This is a genomic window from Streptomyces sp. NBC_01485, assembly GCF_036227125.1.
Taxonomy (GTDB): Bacteria; Actinomycetota; Actinomycetes; order Streptomycetales; family Streptomycetaceae; genus Streptomyces.
In genome coordinates this window covers 3,044,470-3,066,864 of the sequence record NZ_CP109435.1, presented here as the reverse complement: position 1 = coordinate 3,066,864, position 22,395 = coordinate 3,044,470, and the positions used below count along the sequence as shown (strand labels likewise).

Genomic DNA, 22,395 nt, shown 5'->3' with positions numbered 1-22,395 from the left:
TGATGTGATGGTGGGTGGATGACTGAAGGTTTCAGCACGTGATCGATCGACTACTTTCTGTTGCCTGTGGTGGCCGAAGGGGCTGCCTGGCCGTCAGAGAGGTGCGCTATGCGGAAGCTATTGGTCGGAGTGCTGGCAACGGGGGCGTTTCTCGTGGGTGCGGGTACGGCAGTTGGTACGGCGGGCTGGCACGGTATGCCGGAGCTGCACTCGTCTGGCGTCGACTTTCTGGAGGGCGAGTACCGCTTCAATCCCGCAGGCCAGAACCACGGTGCCTTCGAGTGGAAAGGCCAACTGAAGGACGCTGACCCGGAAGACGGCCACAACGTCTACATGCTGGTACGTGTCGAGGGGCACGATTGGGTGCGCTACAACGGCAAGCAGGGGAAGACCGTCTCCCTGCACCACTCGAACTGGGATGGCGCCCAGCGCTACACCAGCCATGCCGATATCAAGGCATGCCGAAACCGCGGCAGTCTGCACCCGGACAACTGCTCGCGCACAAAGAGCTACCCGAGCGGTCGCTAGAAGCCTTCTGCACTCCACAGCCCAGATGTCCGCGTCTGGGCTCCCTCTCGTCATAGGGGAAGCATCATCAACACGTCAGAAGTCTTGTCCGCCACGGGTGTCGACCTCTTCTACGGCGAGACGCCCGCCGTCAGGAACGCCGACATCAGCCTGCGCCGGGGTGAAGTCGCGGCGATCACCGGGCAGAGCGGTTCCGGCAAGTCCTCGTTGCTGTATTGCCTTGCCGGGGTCCTGCCCGTGGCGCGCGGTGAAGTCCGATTCGAGGGACGCGTCCTCGGCGAACTCGACGATGAGGAACTCAGCGCACTGCGCCGTGAGCGCTTCGGCTTCGTTTTCCAGTACGGCGAACTGCTCCCGGAGTTGACCGTGGAGGAGAACACCGCCCTGCCGTTGCGTCTGGCCGGGCAGCGCAAGGCCGAGGCGCTGACCGCCGCAGGGGAGGTTCTCGGCCGCCTGGGTCTCGCCGACCTGCGACAGCGTCGGCCCTCGCAGGTGTCCGGAGGGCAGAGTCAACGCGTCGCGGTCGCACGGGCGTTGGTGCATCGGCCGGCCGTGGTGTTCGCTGATGAGCCGACGGGATCGCTGGACAGCGCCAACGCCACCGCTGTGCTGGAGGAGTTCCTGACCCTTGCGCGTTCCCAGGGGACGGCCGTGGTGCTCGTCACGCACGATGCTCAGGTGGCCTCCCGCGCCGACAGCCAGTTCGCGATGCGCGACGGCGTCCTCTCGGCCGTGGCGCGGGAGACGACGTGACGGAACTCCTGCTGGGCCTGCGGCTGTTGCTGGGCAGTGGACGTGGCAACCGTGTGCGTTTCTTCCTCATGGCCGGAGGCAGCGCCGTCGGTGTCTGCTGCCTGGCCATGGTCCTCGCGATTCCCGGGATCCTGGCAGCGCAGGACGGACGTAAGGCGGCGCGTGAGGGCGAATGCTCCATCGGCGATCGCCAACTCTGTATCGGCGCTGATAGAGCACCCCACGAGCTCAGTCTGACGGACCCGTACGGGTCCCGCCCCATGACCCGCGTCTTCCACTCGCCAGGCTCCTTCGCGATCGACCCTCCACCAGGTCTGAGTGAACTGCCCGCTCCCGGCGAGATGTTCGTGTCGCCGCGGCTGCATGAAGAGCTCAAGAAGGAGCCAGGTCTGGCCCAGCTCGTGCCGGGGCGGGAAAGGGGACTCATCGGCCCTCAGGGGCTGGCTCACCCCGATGAGCTGTACGCGTACATCGGCGTCGCCCGGGACCAGTTGAAGGGCGGTGATCCCGTCACGTCCTACGGGTGGCCCTATACGAACCACGAAACGGTGGAGCCCTCGACACTGGAAATCGTGCGGTTCACGCTGTCTGGTGTCGTCCTGCTTCCGCTGGCCGTCTATCTGTCGGTGTGCGCGCGGCTGTCGGCCGCGGCGCGGGCCCGACGGCTCGCCGCACTTCGGCTGGTCGGATTGAGCAAGAAGGGTGTTCAGCGTGTCAACGCGGCCGAGACGGTTGCTGCGGCGCTGCTCGGAGCGGTGCTCGGCCTGGGCGTCTACGCGGTGGCCAACCAACTCATCTCCCGTGTCGGTCTTCCCGGGTTCCGGTGGTATCCGTCTGACGGATCGCTGTCTTTGTCCGACACCCTCATCTGCCTGATCGGCTGTCCGGCGCTCGCCTGGTTCGCAGGGGCGGTGGGAGCCAGGAAGGCTGCCGCCAACCCCTTGGCTGTGAGGCGCAGTGCGGTTGAGAAACCGCCCGCGAAGTGGGGGCTGCTGCCGCTCCTGCCAGGACTGGGCATCGTCGCCGGGTACTGCGTGGCCGGTGCGACGGGGCACGTGCCCCGGGACACCTCGATCTCGTCGATCCTGATGCCGCTCGCCGTCGTGCTGGTGGGCGTCGGGCTCGTACTGTCTCTCCCGATCCTCTCGCGGAGCCTGTCCCGGAGGGCGGCACGCACCAGTTCGCTGTCTCTCGGCCTGGCGATGAGGCGTAACGAGATGGAACCAGGCGGGGCCCTGCGCGTCGCGACGGGTCTGGTGCTGCTCGTCTACGCGGCGTCGCTCGCGCAAGGAGTGCTCATCGAGCTGGACCAGGTCTCCAAGAACACGTCACCTGTGCAGTTGTACACGCTGTCTCTTGACGGCGTCACCCAAGATCGGCAGCGGGCGTTCGAGGCGGTGCCGGGTGTCCGTGGGTATGGCATGGAGGCGAGCTCGTGGAAGGACGGGCAAGGCGAGTTTCCACCGGTGATCCGCGCCGTGATCGCCACGTGCAGTCAACTTCGGGGGATGGTGCCTGAAATCGGGCGATGCACGGATGGGCGGCCTCTTCGGGCCGTCAACCCTCGGGAGTCCTACGACGAGGACAGCAAGCCCGGTGCAAGCTTCCCCTTCCACCTCGGGAATGACAGGGGCGAACGGCGTGTGATGACGGTTCGAGTGCCGAAGCAAGAGGTGATCTTCCGGGCCGAACCAGGACTCTCGGCGTTGAGCAGTGGCGACGTCGTGATCCCGCCGTCTCTCCTGCCTGTCGGCTTCCGGCCTGAGGACGCCAGCCTCACCCTGGTCAGCAACTCAGCGCCCGATACCGTCCGGGGCGTTCTCGACGACCTCGGCGGAGTCGATCCGACCGCCGACGTGGATACGCCCGGCGTGGTGGTCACCGCCCTCCAGCAGATCACCGTCGTCAAGACGATCCTCGCCATGGGCATGGTCCTCGGCCTCGTCATCGGCGTAGCCGCTTACCTTGTGGCTGCCACCGACCGCGCGGTCGAACGCCGACCGCAGGTGACCGCTCTTTCTCTGCTCGGCGCGCGGCCTCGTACGTTGCGGGCTGTGCAGGTGGTGCAGGTTGTCCTGCCGCTGGCGGTAGGCCTGGTGTTGGCGATCGTTGCCGGGAAGGCGGCCGAATCCAGCTATCTCGTCACCGGCGGCGGTGAGGTCTTCTGGGACGGAGCCGGCGTGCCGTTGCTGTTGGCCTGCGCTCTTGGGGTCGTGGCGGTCGCCGCCTTCGGATCCCTGCCGCTGATCGGGCGGCGCATCGACCCGGAGTTGATTCGGCGGGATTGACGGTCGGGGTTTCAGGAAGGGGGCGGTATCCCGGGTATGGGATGCCGCCCCTTTTGGCGGTCCTGATGCTCCTGGTAGTCCTGGCGGTTGGGGAGGGTTCAGGTTGGGAGGGAGTTCAGCCAGTTGATCAGGAGGTGGTTGGTCTGGGTGGGGTGTTCCTGTTGGAGCCAGTGGCCGCAGGCTTCGAGGAGGTGTGCGGAGCGTAGGCCCGGGAGGGTGGTGGGGAATGCCTCGATCGCGGCGGCGAGCCAGGTGGTGGAGGCGTCCAGGGTGCCGCCGATGAACAGGGACGGCTGGGTGAGCGGGGCGCCGTGGTGGGGCGTCAGGTCCTTCCAGTCTCGGTCCATGTTTCGGTAGCGGTTGAGGGGGCCCGTCATGCCCGTTCGCTCGAATTCGCCCGCGTAGACGTCGAGGTCCTGCTCGCTGAGCCAAGCGGGGAGTACGTCTGTGGGGAAACGGTCTCGCATGGTTCCGGGGCGGGGGACGAAGTGGGGGCTGGGGGCGTCCGGGGGCGGCATCGTGTCGGCGGACAGGGCGGCGTAGAAGCCCGCGAGCCAGCCTCGTACGTCCGGTTCGATCTCGGCTTCGGCCCGGCCCGGCTCCTGGAAGTAGGAGACGTAGAACTCCTCCTCGCCGTCAGCCCCGGTCATCTGCGCGAACAGCTCGCTTGGGAGCGGGCCGCCGGGGGGTGTGTAGGGGACGCTCAGCAGGGCCACCGCGTGGAAGGTGTCCGGCTTGAGGAGGGCGGAGTGGGACGCGATCGTCGCGCCCCAGTCGTGGCCGATGATCGCCGCGGAACGTTCGCCCAGCGCGTGCACGACGGCGACGTTGTCCTCGACCAGTTCCAGCATGCGGTACGCGTCCGTGGCGCGGGGTTTCGAGGAGCGGCCGTAGCCGCGTACGTCGATGGCGACCGTGCGGTAGCCGGCCGCGGCCAGGGCCGGGAGCTGGTGGCGCCAGGAGTACCAGGACTCCGGGAAGCCGTGCACGAGCAGGACCAGCGGGCCCTCGCCCTGTTCCACCACGTGGACACGGCCTGCGGGCGAGGGGAGCAGGCGGTGTTCGGCGTTGGTCGTGGTCTGCTGCGACGACGACATCAGTCAGCCCTCCAGGGCTCCGTGACTCCGTGAAATCTGTGAATCCGTGAGTCCTTGTCACCGAGCATGTTGGGGCTGGGTCGGCTGTCGCGAGTTCTGTTGCCGGTTCGGCAAACGGCGGCGGTTGTTCTATTCGCAGCCGACTCCGTCTCCGTCGCGGTCGAGGTGGCGTCCGTAGCCGGGGTCGCCGACGTGTACGGGGGCGGCGCCGGCCGCTCGGGCGGCTGTGCAGTTCTCGTAGTAGACGCTTCCGGAGTCGTCGTCGGCCGAGTTGTCCTCCGTGGTGCCCTCGTTCGCGGTGTCCGCCTTCGCCGTCACCGTCTTCGTGACCTTCACCGTTTCCGTCGCCGTCACCGTCGCGGTCACCGTGCCCGCCGGTTTGGGTATGGCGGTTTCCGTCGTCGTGGTCGTCACGGTCACCGTCGGCTGGGGCTTGGCGGGCGTCGTCTTCGCGTTGGCTTTCGAGGTTTCGTCGCCGGCGCCGATGCCCGCGCCGATGAACAGGGCCAGGGCGATGGCGGGCAGGACGTATCTCTTTCTGGCCCATCGGGGGGCGGGGGTCTGCGTGGGCGACGTGGGAGGTGTGGGCGGTGTGGTGTACGGGTTGCTCATGGTGTCCCCCGGGGCTGCTTGGACTGTGGTGTGAGGGGACGACGGTATGGCCGATTTGCCGGTGGTGGATGCGGTGTGGCCGTTCTGTGACTTTTATGTGTGCGTCACCTGGGGGTGTCGGCGTCACCAGCCTTCCGCTCCCTCTCCCAGGCGGCGATGCCACCAAGGGGCCGGGGTCGCCGGGGCCGCCGAAGTCGCCGGGTGCGGGCGAGGGTCGGGGAGGGTGCGGTCCAGGTAGCGGCGGTCCAGCGCGGACAGCGTGCGGGCCAGTTCGGCTCGGGGTCTGCGCGGGAGCAGGCGCAGGGTCTCGTCCAGGACGTCGCGGGCGTGGCGGACGTCGTCCAGGCCGCAGCCGGGGCAGCCAGGGCACACGGACGTACGGGGGTAGAGGGTGTGGCGTCCGGGGGAACTCAGGAACTCGCGGTAGCGGTGCAGGGCCAGTGCGGTCGCGCCGGCGAAGAGGTGGCGGTCGCCGCCCTCGTACTCGACGTGGTGGATCGCGAGGCTGGTGCGGGCGGAGAGGCCGCGGATGCGTGGCGGCTGGGGGACGTCGCGGGTGCGGGGCCGGGCGTGTGGGCCGGGGGTTCGGTCGGCGCGCAGGGCGCCGGGGCGGTTACGCGGCATCTGCCTTTCGGCAGGTGGAGACACCCGAGACAGCGGAGGCGGCCAAGGCGGCCAAGGCGGCTGAGACAGCCGAGGCAGTGGTGGTCTTTGTCATCCGGTCATCATTTCATCCTCCGCCCCCTTGTTGTCCGTTGAGTTTCGTCAGAGCGACACCGCCACCGCCGTGAACGTCGTCTCCGGGAGTCGCCGTAGGCTGCCCCGGGGGCGTGGGGGCAGTGGAAGGAGTACGGGCATGTCCGGCTGGAGTGTGCAGAACATCCCTGATCAGCGGGGTCGTACCGCCGTCGTCACCGGGGCCAACAGCGGGCTCGGGTACGTCACGGCGCGGGAGCTCGCGCGGAAGGGGGCACGGGTCGTGCTCGCCTGCCGGAGTGAGGCGCGGGGGCGGGACGCCGTCGAGCGGCTGCGTGGTGAAGTGCCGGGTGTGGACGTGGAGTTGGGGCGGCTCGATCTCGGGGACCTCGCCTCCGTACGGGAGTTCGCGGGCTCGCTGCCGTACGAGCGGCTCGATCTGCTCGTCAACAACGCGGGCGTGATGGCGATGCCGTACGGCACCACCGCCGACGGGTTCGAGACGCAGTTCGGGGTGAACCATCTCGGGCACTTCGCCCTCACCGGGCTGCTGCTGCCCGCGCTGCTCGCGGCGGAGGAACGGTCGTCCGGAGTGCGGGTCGTGACCGTCTCCAGCATGGCCCACCTGCTCGGCAACATCGAAGCGGGCGACCTCGGCAACGACGGCAGCAATGACGGCAACGACAGCAGTGCTCTCAACTCCGAGCGGCAGTACCGGCGTTGGAGTGCCTACGGCCGTTCCAAGACCGCCAACCTGCTCTTCACGCACGAGCTGGCGCGCCGGCTCGCGGCGGCCGGGTCCGGTGTTGTGGCGGCGGCCGCGCACCCGGGGTACGCGGCGACCAACCTCCAGACGGCCGGGCCGCGCGCGGCGGGGCGCCGGGTCGCCGAGCGGCTGATGGCGCTCGGCAACCGGGTGATCGCCCAGTCCGCGGAGGCCGGAGCGCTGCCCGCCCTGTACGCGGCGACCGCGCCCCGTGTCCGCCCGGACTCGTTCACCGGGCCGTCCCTCGCGATGTGGCGCGGGGCGCCCGCACCGTCGCGGCGGGCGTCCTGGACCCTCGACGACCGGGCGGGGGAGCGGTTGTGGGCCGCCTCGGAGCGGCTGACCGGCGTGTCCTACGCCGCCGCTCTCAAGGCCTGAGCCAGGCCTGAGCCAGGCCTGAGCCGCCGCCCGTACCGTCTCGTCGCCGCCTCAGTAGGAGGCGTAGCCCTGCGCGCCCTGTGAGCCCTGCGCGTACCCGTGCCCATGGCCCTGGCCGCCGTAGGTCTGACCCTGGCCGTAGCCCTGCGTGTACTGCGGGGCGTATCCGTCCGTGTACCCGTCCACGTAGTTCCCCGAGTGCTCGCCCGCGTACTCGCCCGAGTACTCGCCCGAGTACTCCTCCGCGTACCGCTGTGCGAAGTCCTCCGGCATCGGTGTGGTGTCCAGGTAGAACCACTCGGCGGTGGGGCCCGGGGCTGCGACGGAGGCGTTGGCCGGCGCGGGCGCGCGGCGGGGCAGTGGGTCGGACTGGTCGAACTGGTCGAACTGGTCGGACTGCATCGGCATCGGTATCGGCTTCGGCACCACAATCGGGCGGTCGGCCGACGGGAACGTGTCCTCGTCCGCGACAGGCCCCGCGCCGGCGGGCGGGCGTTTCGCCGGGCCCGGCAGCAGGAGTTCCACCCGTAGGCCCTTGCCGCGCTGCTGGGCGGTGAACTCCTCCACCTGGCTGCGGCAGGCGTGGTCGAGGTGGGTGACGCCGGTGAGGTCGAGGCGGATGCGGGGTTTGCCGGCCTCGGCGGCGGACTCCAGGGCCTCGATGACCTGGGGCAGCCGCAGGAAGGTCGCGTTGCCGGCCATGACCACCTTCGCGGTGTCGTCCTCGATGTGCTGCCGGATGACCGTCTGCGACATGCGCACCGCGGCCAGCAGGATGCCCGCCGCGAGGCCGATCAGGACGCCCTCCAGGAGCGCCGTCGCCACGATGACCAGCGTGGTGAGCGTCATGACCGCGAACTCGCCGCGGTCCTGCCGCCACATCTTCGGGAACTCGTCGGGCGCGAAGAGCTTCCAGCCGCTGTGGACGAGCACGCCCGCGAGGACCGAGATCGGGATCAGGGCCAGCACCTGGGGGAGCAGGATCGCGAAGGCCAGCAGCCACAGGCCGTGCAGCGTGCGGGAGAGCCGGGTCTTGGCGCCCGCCTGGACGTTCGCCGAACTCCGCGCCACCACCGCCGTGATGGGCAGCGCGCCCAGCAGTCCGGCGAGGGTGTTGCCGGCGCCCTGGGCGATCAGCTCGGGGTTGTAGCGGGTGCGCGCCCCGTCGTGCATACGGTCCACCGCGGCCGCCGTGAACAGGGACTCCGCCGAGGCGATCACCGTGAACGTCAGGATCGCGGTGATGATCCCGGCGTCCGCCAGGCCCGCGAACTCCTTCGCGCCGGGTACGTCGACCGAGGCCAGCAGGTTGCCGACCTGGAGCGTCTTGACGTCCACGCCGGGGAGCGCGGCCACCGCGATGCCGATGCCCACCGCGACCAGCGCCGCGGGCACCTTCTTGACCGGCCCCGGCGCCTTCTTCCACAGGAAGCTCAGGACGACCGTGACGACGCCCAGACCGGCCGCGATCAGAGCCTGCGGGTCGGCGAACGTGTCCGCGAGCAGGCCGGGGATGCCGGCCATGTTCTCCAGCGGCGTGCCGGGGGCCTTCGCGTCCATCGCCGGGTACGCCTGACTGAACATCAGCGGCAGACCGATGCCCGCGAGCATGCCCTGGACGACGGCCAGCGAGATCGCCTGGAAGAACCGGCCCAGTCTCACCAGGCCGAGGACGATCTGGAGGAGGCCGGAGAAGAGCACGATCACGCCGAGCATGGCCACGCCGTACTCCAGCACGGTCTCCGCGACCAGCGCGGCCAGACCGGCGGCCGGACCGCTCACCTGGAGCGTGCTGCCGCGTGCCGCACCCACCACCAGACCGCCGATGACACCCGAGATGATGCCCAGTTCGGCGGAGACACCGGAGGCGACGGCCACGCCGATGCAGAGCGGCAGCGCGACCAGGAACACGACGAGGGACGCGGTGATCTCGGTGGCCAGATCGACCTTCGGCCCCTTGTCGCCCTTGCCTCCCTTCCCTCCCTTGCCTTCCTTCGAGCCGCCCTTTCGGGGCCTCGCCGTGTCCATCGCCGTGTCGGAAGGGGGGCGGGCGCTCGTGCCGTAGGCACTCGTATCGTGGGACCTCGTGTCGCCGGACCTCGGGTCGCGGGCCCTGGAGCCTCGCATCCTGGTGGCGTGTGCGCCGCTCATGCCGCGTGCACCCGGAACAGGCCGTCCTCGTCCAGCTCGTGCACCTGGCCGGTGTCCACCTCGTAGTACCAGCCGTGCAGCCGCAGCCGTCCCGCGTCGAGACGTCGCCGCGTCGCCGGGTAACTCCGCAGCACGGCAAGCTGGTTGACGACGTTCAGCTGGGCGACGTCCGGCATGGACGGGTCCTCGACGTGGCCGTCCAGGACGGGCGCCAGCCTCGGGCGGGCCAGTTGCAGCCAGGCGTCCACGCCGGGCAGGGCGGACAGATCGTCGCCGGACTTGATGGCGCCCATCGCCCCGCAGTAGGAGTGACCGCACACCACGATGTCCTGAACGCCGAGCACCTCCAGTGCGTACTCGATGGTGGCGGCCTCGCCCGAGGCGCCCTGTCGGCCGTGCGGCGGAACGATATTGCCCGCGTTCCGCAACTCGAATATCTCACCGGGCCGTGCGCCCGTGATCAGGGCGGGTATCACCCGTGAGTCCGAGCAGGTGATGAACAATGCCTCGGGATATTGGCCCTCGGCCAGACGCCGGTATTCGCCGCTTTCGAAATCGACCCGCCGCTTGAACGAGCGGGCGCGGTCCAGCAATGCCTTCACGTGGATCCTCCCAGTTCAGAGCTGGTCGGCGTGGGGGTCCGACCAGTTCCTCATCACCGTAGAGGAGCCTTTGCCAGGCGAAGGTTAGAGGAACACTAAACCGCCGACAAGAATGGGACAGTTTTCGTCCGGAGTTGAGCCGCTGCTCACATTGTCCGAGAGGTGTGGGGTGTTTTCCCGACCGTTCTTGTAGCGTGACGGGACAACGGATCCACGGAACACGCGAATTCGGTTCAGCGGGAGAGACGGGAACGCATGGGTGTACGAGTCCTGCTCATCGAGGACGACCGGACGATCGCCGAACCGCTCGTCGAGGGCCTCGGTAACTTCGGGCTGACGGTGCATCATGTCAGCACGGGCAGCGAGGGGTTGAGGGGTCCGTACGGCGATGTGGTCCTGCTGGACCTGGGGTTGCCCGACATCGACGGCATCGACGTCTGCCGGGGCATCAGGCAGAACTCCGACGTCCCCATCATCATCCTCAGTGCGCGGGGCGAGGAGGCCGACCGCGTACTGGGCCTGGAGCTTGGCGCCGACGACTACTTGGCGAAGCCCTTCAGCATGCGTGAGCTGGTGGCCCGGGTGCGCGCGGTGACCCGGCGGACCCAACGGGGGCTGCCGGAACGGGAGTTCGGGGGAGGGGAGCCGGCGCAGGCCGCGATGCCGACGGCGACTCATACTCCGACTTACACTCCAGCTCCGACTTACACTCCGGCTCCGGCTCCGGCGGCGGCGACGTCGGTCGGCGGCGAGGCCTTCGCGGGTGCCGCCGCGTACTACGACCCCGCACCCCCGCTCCTGTCCCCGCCCCCGGTGGCCGCTGCCCCCGCCTCGTCCGGCGCCGCCGGCCCCCTCGTCGTCGACCGGCGGACCCGGCAGGTCTGGGTCGGGCCGGAGACGGTGACGCTGACGCCCAAGGAGTTCGAGCTGCTCGCGCTGCTCACCGAGGACCCGGGGGCCGTGTACTCGCGGCAGCAGATCCTCGACCGGGTGTGGGACCCGCACTACCAGGGCCCGACGAAGACGCTCGACGTCCATGTGGCCACCCTGCGCCGCAAGTTGGGCAACCCGGCGTGGATCCAGACCCTGCGGGGAGTGGGCTTCCGGCTGGCCGTGCACACCACCTCACCGGGCGCGCCGCAGTCCCCCGCCCCGCAGTCCCCCGCGCCGCAGGCATCCGCGCCGCCCCTCTACGAGACGACGCCCTACGAGCCGCCGTCGCCGTCGTCGTACGAGCGGCCGCCCATCCGCCCCCACGAGACGCACGACTTCACCCAGGACCACGACTTCACCCGAACCCACCAGCCCTACCAGTCCCACCACCACACGGCGGCCTACCGATGACCCGTCGGCTGCTGCTCAGCTACCTCACGCTCGCCGCCCTGGTGCTGCTCTGCCTGGAGATCCCGCTGGGCTTCGTGTACTCGCGGGGCGAGCGGGAGCGGGTGATCAACGCGGCGACGGACGAGGCGGAGTCGGTGTCGGCGTTCGCCTCGCTGTCCATCTCGGCCGGCCGGGCGGCGCAGGACCTGCCCGAGCGGGCCGCGCACTGCGCCGCACGCATCGGCGGCAAGGTGCTGATCGTGGACAGCGCGGGCGCGCTGCTCGCCTCCTCGCACCCGCTGTCCGAGGACGAGGTGCGCACTCTCGCCTCCTCGCCGGGCGTCGCCGCCGCACTGCGGGGCACCGCCACGGCGGACGTGCGCACCTCCACCATCGGCGGCGTGCAGTACCTCGCGGTGGCCACCCCGGTCCGGCACGGCGTCGCGGAACAGGGCGCCGTACGCATCACCGTGCCGACCCGGATGGTGCACGAACGGGTGCACCACGTCTGGCTGTTGCTGGCGCTGGGCGGTCTCGCGACGCTCACCGCGGTCGCCGCCCTCGGGTTCGTCATCGCCCGCTGGACCGGCCGCCCCATCCGCGAACTGGAGCACGCCACCCACGAGTTGGCCGTCGGCGGCACCGCCACCCCCGTCGCGATCACCAACGGGCCGCCGGAGGTCCGCAGTCTCGCCGCGACCTTCAACCGCACCGCCGCCCGCCTGGAACACCTCCTGGCCTCCCAACGGGCCTTCGCCGGTGAGGCGTCGCACCAACTGAAGACCCCCCTCGCGGCGTTACGGCTGCGGCTGGAGAACCTGGAGAACGACATCGCCCTGCACGCGCGGGGCTCGCTCACCGCCGCGCTGACCGAGACCGACCGGCTGGCCCGGATGGTCGAGGGGCTGCTCGCGATGGCCCGGCTCGACGAGAGCGCCGCCGAACGCGAGACGGTCGACCTGGGCCGGGTGTGCGCGGAACGCCACCGCGCCTGGACCCCGTTGTACGAGCAGCACGGCGTCTGGCTGGCGCTGGCCGGGGACTACGAGGGCGAGGTGCTGGCGCTGCCCGGGGCGGTGGAGCAGATCCTCGACAACCTGCTCTCCAACGCCCTGCGCGTGGCGCCCCCCGGCTCCACGGTCTCGATCGACCCGCGCCACCACACCCCCCGCACACCCCACGAGCGCCGCTTCCCGCACCGGCATCCGAACCGCCCGGCGAGCCCGGCGTGGGTCGAACTGCACGTCATGGACGAGGGCCCCGGCATGACCGAGGAGCAGCGCCGCCGCGCCTTCGACCGCTTCTGGCGCGCCCCGGACGCCCCCAAGGGCGGTACCGGCCTGGGCCTCGCCCTCGTGCAGCGCCTCGCGCACGCGAGCGGCGGCGAGGTGGTCCTGCGGCCCGCACCGCGCGGCGGCCTCGACGCGGTGGTCCGCCTCCCGGCGGTACCGTCCCTGCCCGGCGTGCCGACACCACGGTCACCGGCCAGACCGCTGCAGACCACGGCAACCGGCCGGCGGTAACCGGTCGACGGTGACGGTGAAACGGGGGCGCGGCCGTCAGGCCGTCCGCACCTCGTACGTCGCGATGCGCACCGTCTCGTCGTCCAGGCACTCCCCGCTGCGCAGGTCGAACCGCTGCTTGAGGAGCGGGGAGGCGACGAACGGGCGGCCCTGCTCGGTGCCGGTCAGGCCGCGGGAGAGGACGGCCGCGCCGCCGAACGGGTCGCGGTTGTCGACGGCGTACAGCTCACCCGCCCGGTCGCGGAACAGGGCGACCTGGCGGCCGTCGGGCAGCAGGGCGGCCACGCCCCTGCCGGGGAGGAGATGGGTGAGGTCGCAGACCGTGAACCAGCCCTCTCCGACTTCCTCCCCACCCTCCGATCCGCTTTCCTTCAGCCGCAGTTGGACCTTGAGGTCGGTGGTCTCGGGTGCCAGGGTCATCGCTGGGTGCTCCCTTCCAGGGCTTCCATGGGACGCGTGCCGATGGTCAGCAGCGGCAGGTCGGGCTTGATCTGGTCGCGCTCGGGGACGAAGCCGACGACCGGGTCGGGGGTGTCCGGCGCGTTGACGAAGGACACGAACCGGGCGAGCTTCTCGGGGTCGTTGATGGTGGTGGCCCACTCGTCGGCGTAGTGCGCCACGTGGTCCGTCATCAGGGACTCCAGTTCCTCGCAGATGCCGAGGGAGTCCTCCACGACCACGTCGCGTACGTGGTCCAGGCCGCCGGGGATCCGCTCCAGCCAGGTCGAGGTGCGCTCCAGGCGGTCGGCGGTGCGGATGTAGAACATCAGGAACCGGTCGATGAGGCTGACCAGTTCGGCGTCGTCGAGGTCCTGCGCGAGCAGGTCGGCGTGGCGCGGGGTGGCGCCGCCGTTGCCGCCGACGTAGAGGTTCCAGCCGTTGGAGGTGGCGATGATGCCGAAGTCCTTCGACTGGGCCTCGGCGCACTCGCGGGCGCAGCCGGACACGGCGGACTTGAGCTTGTGCGGGGACCGGAGCCCCCGGTAGCGCAGCTCCAGGTCGATCGCCATGCGGACGGAGTCCTGGACGCCGTAGCGGCACCAGGTCTGGCCGACGCAGGACTTCACCGTGCGCAGCGACTTGCCGTAGGCGTGTCCTGACTCGAAGCCGGCGTCGACCAACCGGGTCCAGATCAGCGGGAGTTGCTCGACCCGCGCGCCGAACATGTCGATCCGCTGGCCGCCGGTGATCTTCGTGTAGAGGCCGAAGTCGCGGGCGATCTCACCGATCACGATGAGGCCCTCGGGGGTGATCTCACCGCCGGGGATGCGCGGGACGACCGAATAGGAGCCGTTCTTCTGGAGGTTGGCGAGGAAGTGGTCGTTGGTCTCCTGCAGGGCCGCCTGCTCGCCGTCCAGGACGTAGCCGCTCGCGCCGATCGTCGGGGCGAGGGAGGCGATGATCGAGCCGATCGCCGGCTTGCAGACGTCGCAGCCGTCGCCGCCCCGGGCGTCGTCGCGGCCGTAGCGGTCGAGGAGATCCTGGTAGGTGTTGATGCGCAGGGCGAGGACGATCTCGTAGAGCTCCTCGCGGGTCTGCGTGAAGCAGCCGCACAGGCCCTTGTCGACCTCGACGCCGCTCGCCTCCAGCTCGGCGGTGACGAGCTGGCCGAGCACCTTCACGCAACTCCCGCAGCCGGTACCGGCCTTGGTGCACTTCTTCACCTCGGGCACGGTCGTGCAGGAGTGCTCCGTCACCGCCCCGCGGATCGTGCCCTTCGACACGTTGTGGCAGGAGCAGACGATCGCCTCGTCCGGCAGCGCGGACGGACCGAGTTGTACGGCGTCCCCGGCGCCGGCCGGCAGGACCAGCGACTCGGGGGCGACGGGCGGTACGGACCCGGTGAACGCGCGCAGGGTGCCGTAGGCGTCCGCGTCGCCGATCAGGATGCCGCCGAGCAGGGTGCCGTCGCGACCTATGACCAGCTTTTTGTACAGGCCCGAGCGGGCGTCGGAGTAGACGACGTCCAGGCAGTCCGCGGTCGCTCCGTGCGCGTCGCCGAACGATGCCACGTCCACGCCGAGCAGCTTCAGCTTGGTGGAGAGGTCGGCGCCCGTGAAGGACAGCTGCTCGCTCTCGTCGGCGGCGATGGCGGCGGCCACGGTCTCGGCCTGCTCGTAGCCGGGGGCGACCAGGCCGTACACCCGGCCGTCCGCCGCGAGCGCGCACTCGCCGATCGCGAAGACGTGCGGGTCGGAGACGGTACGGCACCGCTCGTCGACCGAGATGCCGCCGCGCTCGCCCACCGACAGGCCGCACTCACGGGCCAGTTGGTCGCGGGGCCGGACACCGGCGCTGAACACCACGAGATCCGTGGCGAGTTCGGAACCGTCGGACAGCTTCATGCCGGTGACCGCGCCGGACTCGTCGACCACGATCTCCTGCGTGCCCACACCGGTGTGCACGGACAGGCCCATGTCCTCGATGGTGCGCAACAGGGCCGCGCCGCCGCCCTCGTCGACCTGCACCGGCATCAGACGCGGCGCGAACTCCACGATGTGGCTGGTGAGTCCGAGCCCCTTCAGCGCACCCGCCGCCTCCAGACCCAGCAGTCCGCCGCCGACCACCGCGCCCGTCGTGGCACGCGCCTTCGCGTACGCCTCGATGGCGAGGAGATCCTCGATCGTGCGGTAGACGAAACAGCCCTCGGCGTCCTTGTTGGGGACCGGCGGCACGAACGGGTAGGAGCCGGTGGCCAGGACGAGGACGTCGTAGCCGACGACCAGACCGGAGCGCGACGTCACCTTCCTCGCCTCGCGGTCGACGGTCTCCGCCGGGTCGCCGACGTGCAGCTCGATGCCGTGCGCGGCGATGAACTCCGGGTCGGTCATGGACAGTTCCTCGGGGGTCTTCCCCGAGAAGTACGAGGTGAGGGCCACGCGGTCGTATGCGGGACGCGGCTCCTCGCACAGCACGACCACGCGGTGCGTGGCGGTCAGGCCGCGCTCGGCGAGCGCTTCGAGGAAGCGCTGGCCGACCATGCCGTGGCCGACGAGCACGATCGTGGGAGTGGCCGGGGTGGCCCCTTCGGTGGCGGTCATTCAGGAGCCTCCGTCGTAGGTGAGCAGGTGGAGCGGGGGCCGCCGTCGGGGCCGATTTCGTATGCGATCACCTCGGGGACGTGCCGGCGGCCGACCGGTCGCCGGTACTCGCCGATCACCACCACACGCGCATTCGAGGTCATGTCCAGGAGCGTGCGACGCGGACGTTACCCAGCCGCATCACCGCTGTTTCCCGCGAGGAACGCTGCCCTCAGCGGGGGCGGGGGGTGGGTGTGAGGGTTGTCCCGCGGAAAGGTGACACATGGCCTGGCGACTGTCACAGTTTTCCGGCGCATAGGTCCGGTGGGGAGGTCCCCCACACGCGGGCCCCACACGCGGGCCCCACACGCGGGCCCCACACGCGGGCCCCACACGCGGGCCCCACACGTAAGTTCTGCGCGGAGGTCCCGCACGTAGGCCCCGGCCGCCGTCGCATAGGGTTCCTGACCATGCCCGACATATCCCTGGCCACACTCGTGCTGCTCTGCCTCGCCGCGCTCGCGGCCGGCTGGATCGACGCGGTGGTCGGCGGGGGAGGCCTGCTGCTCCTGCCCGCGATGCTGCTCGGACTCCCGGCCGGGACCCCGGCGGCGACCGCGCTCGGCACCAACAAGGCCGTCGCCATCGTCGGGACCTCGGGCGCGGCCGTGACCTACGCGCGCCGCGCACCCGTGGACGTACGGCTCGCGGTGCGGATCGGGCTGGCGGCGCTGGCCGGGTCGTCCGGCGGGGCCTTCTTCGCCGCGGGGATGAGCACCGAGGTGCTGAAGCCGGTGATCATGGTGGTGCTGGTGTGCGTGGCGGCCTTCGTGATCCTGCGCCCCGCCTTCGGCACCGCGCCCGCCCCCGGCCCGGCCACCCGCCGCCAGATGCTCGCCGCGATCGGCCTCGCGGGCCTCGGCATCGGCTTCTACGACGGCCTCATCGGCCCCGGCACGGGCACCTTCCTGGTCCTCGCCCTCACCGCCGTCCTCCACCTCGACCTGGTCACCGCCTCGGCCACCGCGAAGATCGTCAACTGCTGCACCAACGCGGGCGCGCTCGCGACCTTCGCCTGGCAGGGGGCCGTGCTGTGGAAGCTGGCGGCGCTGATGGCCGTCTTCAACCTCGTGGGCGGCACGCTGGGCGCGCGCACGGCCCTGAAGAAGGGCAGCGGTTTCGTCCGCGTCGTCCTGCTGACAGTGGTGTTCGCGCTGGTGGCGAACCTGGCCTACGAGCAGTGGGTCGCCTGAAAACCTGTGGGGGGGGTTCGTCACGTAGCCCCCTACTGTGACCCGCGTGACGACTCAGGTGATCGTGCTGAACGGCGGCTCCAGCTCCGGCAAGTCCGGGATCGTGCGGTGTCTGCAGGAGGTTCTGCCGGAACCCTGGCTGGCCTTCGGGGTCGACTCGCTGATCGAGGCGATGCCCGGTGCGGGCACGGGGATCGAGTTCGCGGCGGACGGCGGGGTGAGCGTCGGCGAGGAGTTCATGACCCTGGAGGCGGCGTGGGCGACGGGGATCGCCGCGATGGTCCACGCCGGCGCCCGGGTGATCGTCGACGACGTCTTCCTCGGCGGCGCCGCCACCCAGGAACGGTGGCGCAAGGTCCTCGACGGGCTGGACGTCCTCTGGGTCGGCGTCCGCTGCGAGGCGGCGGTGGCCGCGGGCCGGGAGATCGTACGAGGCGACCGGGTGCGGGGGATGGCCGAGCGGCAGGCGGAGCCGGTGCACCGGGGCGTGGACTACGACCTGGAGGTCGACACCACGCACACCGAGGCGCTGGAGTGCGCGCGGGCCATCGCCCGGTCGGTGATCAACGGTCGGTGGTCAGCGGTCAGCGGCTCCCGGTGAGATGCGCGAACACGACGACGTTCCCCTCGTAACCGGTCGACCGCGAATACCCCCCACCGCACGTGATCACCCGCAGCTCGGGCCGGCCCGCCGCCCCGTACACCTTCTCGTCGGGGAAGGCGCGCGCCCGGTAGACCTCGACGGCGTCCACGGTGAACACGGCGACGCTTCCGTCGCGCCGGTCCACCTCGATGGCGCTGCCCTTGCGCAGGGCGCCCAGGTCGTAGAAGACGGCGGGGCCGTCGGCGTTGTCGACGTGGCCGGCGACGATCGCGGTGCCCGTCTCGCCGGGGGTGGTACCGGCCTCGTACCAGCCGGCGAGATTCTTCTTCTCGGCGGGCGGGACGTCCAGGCTGCCGGCGGAGGTGAGGGCGAGGCCCGTCAGGGGGGCGTCCACGTGGATCGCGGGGATACGGACGCGGTCGGGCGGGGAGGGCGGCAGCGCCGGGGCGGACCGCGCCGACCGGGTCGACATGTCCGCGCCGCCCGAGCCGCCCGAGTGGGCCTGGGCCGCGGACGGCTGCGGCGGGGGGTGCGTCTCGGCACCGCTGTGCAGCAGCCACGCGCCGCAGCAGAGGGCGACCGCGGTGACGGCCGCTATGGCGGTGTTGCCGACCTTGCGCATGCCGGAACCCCTCTCCGTGAACGCCTGATGAGCGGTGCTGGGCGGTGATGGGCGGGACGAACGGTGATGAGCGGTGTCGAGGGGGATCCCCGTGCCCCTCCGGGCCGCGAGGGGCGTCGGACCCGGAGGGGGCGGGGACATGCGGTACCGGCTGACGGACAGCGGAGGGTGTCCGTCAGAACCCGTCGCCTCTCGCCCGGCGATGCAGGAGCCAGGTACCGCCCGCGGCGGCGACGGCGAGAGCCGCCACACCGGCCGCGGTCTGTACGGGGTCGGGGCCCAGTGCGCCGCCGACCCCCGTCTTCACACTTCCTCGCGGAAGCACCGGCTGCCGGTCCGAGGCCAGCGTGATCACCAGGTCCCCGGTGATCCGCCGCCCGTCCCCGGCACACCGCGCGACGATCTCGTACGTCCCCGGCTGCGCGCTCGGCGGCACCAGGAACTGCCCGATCGCCTCACCCTCGTGCGCGCTGGGCGCGAGCGTGAAACGAGAGGCGCCCACCGCCCCGGCGTCGCCCGTCGCCGCCCCGCCGTCCCCGCACGCGGCCGTGTTCACCGACACCTGCCCGCCCGGCACCGCGCTGGAGGGGTACACGTCCAGGCTTCCGCCCCGGGAACCGGCCGCGTGAGCGGGTACGGCGAACCCGGCCGCGGCGACGACGGCGAGCGCGGTACCGGTCAGCAGCCGGACGGTACGTCGCATGGATGCTCCTTCGAGCTCTTCGAGATTCCCTGCCCTTCTGATCCGAGGTAAGTCGCAGGGGCGCGAGCGCGCTTCCTGGTGCCACGTCAGGAATGGGATGAATGGGTGTCAGATGGCGGTGCGGCGCGCGCGTCGGTGACGGTGTTTCAGCAGGTCACCGCCGTGGCGACGGCACAGTGCGGAAAACGGCCCGCAGGGGGTGTGAACGGGTGACCTACCTGCCGGGACGGGCCAAAGGGACCTCGCCGGGCGTCATCAGCCGCCATCAGCCGCCATCAGCCGCCATCAGCCGTCATCAGCCGTCATCGGTCGTCATCGGCCGTCGTCGGGCCGCGAGAGCCAGTCGCCGCCCTCGACCAGCTTTCCCCGGGCCCTCAGCCGGGCGGCGACGGCGGGCGCGGCGACGTACACCCAGGCACGCGCGGGCGACGAGCGGTTCCCACGAAGCACCGTCCGCTCGACCCGCTCGTAGAGGTTGCGCGGGTCGCCCGGCCGGTACTCCTCCAGCCGGTCGAGTTCGGCGAGCAGCCGTGCGTACGCCGCCGGACGGGCCGTCACGAGATCCCCGGTGACGGCCAGCCCGAGTCCACCCCCCGGCACCTCGACCGCGTAGGGATAGCCGGGCCCGTGGTACAGCACCGCGCCCGCCAGGCGGGCCGGCTCCTCGCGGAGGGTGCGGCCGTGCAGGAAGCGGTCGTGGTTGACCTCGCCGGGGCGGAGGGTGCCGTAGACGAAGAAGGGGAGTTCGGGGGTTGGTGAGGGGAGTCCAGGGCCGGTCACGAAACCGATTCTCTCCCCTCACCGACCCTCACCAGCCCTCACCGACCCTCGCCTACCCTCACCACCCCCTCATCGCCCCACGCAGGCTCCCTGTGTAGGCGCTATGGACACGACATGTCATGCCCACTTAAATGCCAGGACGAAGTCAGCGCCACCGCACCGCACCTCGCCTCCGCCCCCACACGCGCCCTTCATGGGCGCCTTCCCGAGGAGACTTCAGACACTGATGAGTCGGATACGGCAGCACGTCCGAGGTTCCCGTCTCGCCACCGCCGGCATAGCCGCCACCACGGCCACGCTCCTGGCCGCCGTACTCTCCCCGGTCGCCGACGCGGCCGACAGACCGACCCGCGCCACCGCCCTGGACAACGCGGCGACGGCCCTCGCCGACCACGCGACGGCCCTGGGCCTCACCTCCGTGCAGGGCACCTCCGTCCGTGACGTGGTCGTCGACAAGGACGGCGCCCAGCACGTCCGCTACGACCGTACGTACCGCCAACTCCCCGTCCTGGGCGGCGACTTCGTCGTCCATCTGGCCCCCGACGGTACGTACCGAAGCGCGAACCGGGCGACGCGGGCGGCGATCTCGCTGCCGAGCATCACCCCGGCCCTCTCAGCCCCGAAGGCCGCCGACGCGGCCGTCAACGCCCTGCGCGCGGCCAACCTGGGTGAGACTCTGAAGCAGGTGAAAGCCAAGCCGCAACTGGTGGTCGACGCCCTGCACGGCGCCCCGAAACTGGCCTGGCAGACGAACGTCGTCGCCCTCGACCCGCTCGGCAACCCGGTCGCCCGCGCGGTGCTGACCGACGCCCGCACCGGCGCCCAGATCGACGCCTGGGACACCATCGAGACGGCGACGGGCGACGGCAACTCCCTGTACGGCGGCACGGTCCCGCTGGAGACGACCCTCTCGGGATCGACGTACCAGCTCAAGGACCCGACGCGCGGCAACACGTACACCGGTGACGCGGCCAACAAGACCGACCTGTGCATCTTCGGCATCTGCATCAGCCGCGCCCCCGCGACGCTCTTCACGGACACCGACAACCACTGGGGAACGGGGGCGAGTTCGGACCGCTCGACGGCCGCCGTGGACGCCCAGTACGGCACCGACACCACCTGGGACTACTACAAGAACGTCCACGGCCGCAACGGCATCGGCAACGACGGCAAGGGCTCCTACAACCGCGTCCACTACGGCAACAACTACGCGAACGCCTTCTGGGACGACAGCTGCTTCTGCATGACGTACGGCGACGGCAACGCCACCCAACTCGGCCCGCTGGTAGGCCTGGACGTCGCCGGCCACGAGATGTCCCACGGCGTGACGTCGAAGACGGCCAACCTGACCTACTCGGGCGAGTCGGGCGGCCTGAACGAGGCGACGTCCGACATCTTCGGATCGCTGGTCGAGTTCTACGCGGGCAACGCCTCCGACCCCGGCGACTACCTGATCGGCGAGAAGATAGTCCGCTCCGGCTTCGGCCGGGACGCCCTGCGCTACATGGACAAGCCGAGCAAGGACGCCAACTCCGCCGACTACTGGAGCAGTTCGGTCGCCAACCTGGACGTCCACTACTCCTCAGGCGTGGCCAACCACTTCGCCTACCTCCTGGCAGAGGGCAGCGGCACGAAAACCATCAACGGCGTGACGTACAACTCCCCGACGTACAACGGCTCCACGGTCACCGGCATTGGCCGCGACAAGCTGGGCGCGATCTGGTACCGGGCGCTGACGGTCTACATGACGTCATCCACGAACTACGCGGCAGCAAGAACAGCAACCCTGAACGCGGCCCGTGACCTCTACGGTTCCGGCACCACGGAGTACAACGCGGTGGCGGCGGCATGGAGCGCGGTCAACGTGAACTGATCTCACCACAAGGCCACATGACACGACCGCCTCGGCCCCGGAACGCCGGGACCGGGGCGGTCGCGACGCATACGTCACTCGCTGAGGCGGCGAACCGGCTGGCCCGTGAGGCGGGCGATGGTCTCGAAGTCCGCGTCCTCGTGCAGCAGGGTCAGCTTGTGGTGCTGCGCGGTGACGGCCACCAGCAGGTCGACGGGGCTCGCGCACTGGTGCCAGCCACGATCGGCGAGGGTCTGCTGAAGCGCGGCGGTGTCGTCCCAGACGGAGTCGCGCATCGGGTGGTACGGGAAGGTCTCCCGCAACAGCCCGTCCGCTTCGTAGTACGCAGGCCGCCCGCCGACCGCGCGCAGGAACTCCTGTCGCACGGGTTCGCACAGTCCGACCAGGCCGGAGGTCACGAGCTGGTCCCAGTGCGGGCCTGTCTGCCTCCGGTAGAAGCGGATCAGGGCGCTGGTGTCGATGAGGAAAGCCTCGCTCATGCCGCGTGATGCCCGGCATCGGAGCCGGAGCCGGAATCGTGGTCGGAGCAGGGCTTCCGGACGGGTTTCTCGATGGCGGAGAGGTCGATCTCCCCCTCTGCGACCATCTGCCGCATCCGCTCCACGGCAGCCGCTCGCCGCCGCTTGTCCGCGATCTCCCGGAGCGCGGCGTTGACGGTGTCCTTCTTCGTGGTGGTGCCCAGATGCCGGGCCGCTTCGGCGAGCGCCTCGTCGTCGAGGTCGATCACGGTGCGAGACATGGCGCCTCCCTGGCCTGTATATACGATTCCAGAAGAAGATATCACCCGTGGTGGTCTCGGCGGCCTTCCGTGGCGCCGTCGCGG

Annotated in this window: 22 protein-coding genes; 9 read left to right on the top strand and 13 right to left on the bottom strand. The window is 70.5% G+C overall.

All coding sequences use genetic code 11. The annotated features are described in order from the left end of the window. Window positions 1–108 precede the first annotated feature (108 nt). The 3 genes from OG352_RS14150 to OG352_RS14140 all read left to right on the top strand — a co-directional run bounded on the left by OG352_RS14150 (window position 109) and on the right by OG352_RS14140 (window position 3,569). A complete protein-coding gene (locus tag OG352_RS14150; RefSeq protein ID WP_329217124.1) occupies window positions 109–528 on the top strand; it encodes a hypothetical protein in 420 nt (139 codons plus the stop codon). An 84-nt stretch (window positions 529–612) separates the two neighbouring features. Continuing rightward, the gene (locus OG352_RS14145; RefSeq protein WP_329217123.1) at window positions 613–1,281 is read left to right on the top strand and encodes an ABC transporter ATP-binding protein; all 669 of its coding nucleotides are present in this window, start codon (window positions 613–615) and stop codon (window positions 1,279–1,281) included. Continuing rightward, the gene (locus OG352_RS14140; protein WP_329217122.1) at window positions 1,278–3,569 is read left to right on the top strand and encodes an FtsX-like permease family protein; all 2,292 of its coding nucleotides are present in this window, start codon (window positions 1,278–1,280) and stop codon (window positions 3,567–3,569) included. Before OG352_RS14145 ends, OG352_RS14140 begins: the two co-directional genes overlap by 4 nt. 98 nt (window positions 3,570–3,667) lie before the next feature. Here the strand turns inward: OG352_RS14140 and OG352_RS14135 are convergent, their stop codons facing one another. The 3 genes from OG352_RS14135 to OG352_RS14125 all read right to left on the bottom strand — a co-directional run bounded on the left by OG352_RS14135 (window position 3,668) and on the right by OG352_RS14125 (window position 5,902). Then, window positions 3,668–4,666 carry an alpha/beta fold hydrolase gene (locus OG352_RS14135; protein WP_329217121.1) on the bottom strand — a complete coding sequence of 333 codons (999 nt, stop codon included), beginning with the start codon at window positions 4,664–4,666 and terminating at the stop codon, window positions 3,668–3,670. Window positions 4,667–4,795: 129 nt separating this feature from the next. Continuing rightward, entirely contained in the window at window positions 4,796–5,278 is a 483-nt protein-coding gene (locus OG352_RS14130) for an excalibur calcium-binding domain-containing protein (protein ID WP_329217119.1), read from the bottom strand. A 123-nt stretch (window positions 5,279–5,401) separates the two neighbouring features. Further along, entirely contained in the window at window positions 5,402–5,902 is a 501-nt protein-coding gene (locus tag OG352_RS14125) for a hypothetical protein (protein WP_329217118.1), read from the bottom strand. Between the two features lie 232 nt (window positions 5,903–6,134). On the opposite strand from OG352_RS14125, the gene OG352_RS14120 reads away from it, so the two are divergent. Then, a complete protein-coding gene (locus OG352_RS14120; protein ID WP_329217117.1) occupies window positions 6,135–7,118 on the top strand; it encodes an oxidoreductase in 984 nt (327 codons plus the stop codon). A 51-nt stretch (window positions 7,119–7,169) separates the two neighbouring features. On the opposite strand, the gene OG352_RS14115 is transcribed toward OG352_RS14120, so the two are convergent. Beyond that, entirely contained in the window at window positions 7,170–9,269 is a 2,100-nt protein-coding gene (locus OG352_RS14115) for a SulP family inorganic anion transporter (RefSeq protein WP_443072268.1), read from the bottom strand. Beyond that, entirely contained in the window at window positions 9,266–9,871 is a 606-nt protein-coding gene (locus OG352_RS14110) for a carbonic anhydrase (RefSeq protein WP_329217115.1), read from the bottom strand. The genes OG352_RS14115 and OG352_RS14110 overlap by 4 nt, the downstream gene beginning before the upstream one ends. A 255-nt stretch (window positions 9,872–10,126) precedes the next feature. Between OG352_RS14110 and OG352_RS14105 the strand changes: the two genes are divergently transcribed. Both OG352_RS14105 and OG352_RS14100 read left to right on the top strand, forming a co-directional pair. After that, complete coding sequence (locus OG352_RS14105; RefSeq protein ID WP_443072267.1) at window positions 10,127–11,215, top strand: winged helix-turn-helix domain-containing protein; 1,089 nt, start codon at window positions 10,127–10,129, stop codon at window positions 11,213–11,215. Further along, window positions 11,212–12,717 (top strand): HAMP domain-containing sensor histidine kinase, encoded by a 1,506-nt coding sequence (locus OG352_RS14100; RefSeq protein WP_329217114.1) that lies wholly within the window; start codon window positions 11,212–11,214, stop codon window positions 12,715–12,717. The genes OG352_RS14105 and OG352_RS14100 overlap by 4 nt, the downstream gene beginning before the upstream one ends. 36 nt (window positions 12,718–12,753) lie before the next feature. Here the strand turns inward: OG352_RS14100 and nirD are convergent, their stop codons facing one another. The 3 genes from nirD to OG352_RS14085 are packed head-to-tail and all read right to left on the bottom strand — an operon-like array spanning window position 12,754 to window position 15,901. Continuing rightward, a complete protein-coding gene (nirD, locus tag OG352_RS14095; protein WP_329217113.1) occupies window positions 12,754–13,137 on the bottom strand; it encodes a nitrite reductase small subunit NirD in 384 nt (127 codons plus the stop codon). Continuing rightward, window positions 13,134–15,758, bottom strand: a complete 2,625-nt coding sequence (nirB, locus tag OG352_RS14090; protein ID WP_329217112.1) for a nitrite reductase large subunit NirB — start codon at window positions 15,756–15,758, stop codon at window positions 13,134–13,136. Before nirB ends, nirD begins: the two co-directional genes overlap by 4 nt. Beyond that, window positions 15,755–15,901 carry a hypothetical protein gene (locus OG352_RS14085; RefSeq protein WP_329217111.1) on the bottom strand — a complete coding sequence of 49 codons (147 nt, stop codon included), beginning with the start codon at window positions 15,899–15,901 and terminating at the stop codon, window positions 15,755–15,757. Before OG352_RS14085 ends, nirB begins: the two co-directional genes overlap by 4 nt. Before the next feature lie 306 nt (window positions 15,902–16,207). Between OG352_RS14085 and OG352_RS14080 the strand changes: the two genes are divergently transcribed. Together OG352_RS14080 and cpt are read left to right on the top strand one after the other, a co-directional pair. Continuing rightward, window positions 16,208–16,990, top strand: coding sequence for a sulfite exporter TauE/SafE family protein (locus OG352_RS14080; RefSeq protein WP_329217110.1), 783 nt, complete (start codon window positions 16,208–16,210; stop codon window positions 16,988–16,990). Window positions 16,991–17,036: 46 nt separating this feature from the next. Continuing rightward, complete coding sequence (cpt, locus tag OG352_RS14075) at window positions 17,037–17,591, top strand: chloramphenicol phosphotransferase CPT (RefSeq protein ID WP_329217109.1); 555 nt, start codon at window positions 17,037–17,039, stop codon at window positions 17,589–17,591. Here cpt and OG352_RS14070 read toward each other — a convergent pair. From OG352_RS14070 to OG352_RS14060, 3 genes are all read right to left on the bottom strand, one after another. After that, complete coding sequence (locus tag OG352_RS14070) at window positions 17,575–18,216, bottom strand: class F sortase (protein ID WP_329217108.1); 642 nt, start codon at window positions 18,214–18,216, stop codon at window positions 17,575–17,577. The two genes, cpt and OG352_RS14070, sit on opposite strands and share 17 nt — an antisense overlap. 175 nt (window positions 18,217–18,391) lie before the next feature. Continuing rightward, window positions 18,392–18,919 (bottom strand): hypothetical protein, encoded by a 528-nt coding sequence (locus OG352_RS14065; RefSeq protein WP_329217107.1) that lies wholly within the window; start codon window positions 18,917–18,919, stop codon window positions 18,392–18,394. A 312-nt stretch (window positions 18,920–19,231) separates the two neighbouring features. After that, the gene (locus OG352_RS14060; RefSeq protein ID WP_329217106.1) at window positions 19,232–19,699 is read right to left on the bottom strand and encodes a gamma-glutamylcyclotransferase family protein; all 468 of its coding nucleotides are present in this window, start codon (window positions 19,697–19,699) and stop codon (window positions 19,232–19,234) included. Between the two features lie 226 nt (window positions 19,700–19,925). On the opposite strand from OG352_RS14060, the gene OG352_RS14055 reads away from it, so the two are divergent. Continuing rightward, complete coding sequence (locus OG352_RS14055; protein ID WP_329217105.1) at window positions 19,926–21,572, top strand: M4 family metallopeptidase; 1,647 nt, start codon at window positions 19,926–19,928, stop codon at window positions 21,570–21,572. A gap of 74 nt (window positions 21,573–21,646) precedes the next feature. Here OG352_RS14055 and OG352_RS14050 read toward each other — a convergent pair whose 3' ends face one another. Together OG352_RS14050 and OG352_RS14045 are read right to left on the bottom strand one after the other, a co-directional pair. Beyond that, window positions 21,647–22,051 (bottom strand): PIN domain nuclease, encoded by a 405-nt coding sequence (locus tag OG352_RS14050; protein ID WP_329217104.1) that lies wholly within the window; start codon window positions 22,049–22,051, stop codon window positions 21,647–21,649. Beyond that, window positions 22,048–22,311 (bottom strand): type II toxin-antitoxin system VapB family antitoxin, encoded by a 264-nt coding sequence (locus tag OG352_RS14045; protein WP_329217103.1) that lies wholly within the window; start codon window positions 22,309–22,311, stop codon window positions 22,048–22,050. The genes OG352_RS14050 and OG352_RS14045 overlap by 4 nt, the downstream gene beginning before the upstream one ends. Window positions 22,312–22,395 lie beyond the last annotated feature (84 nt).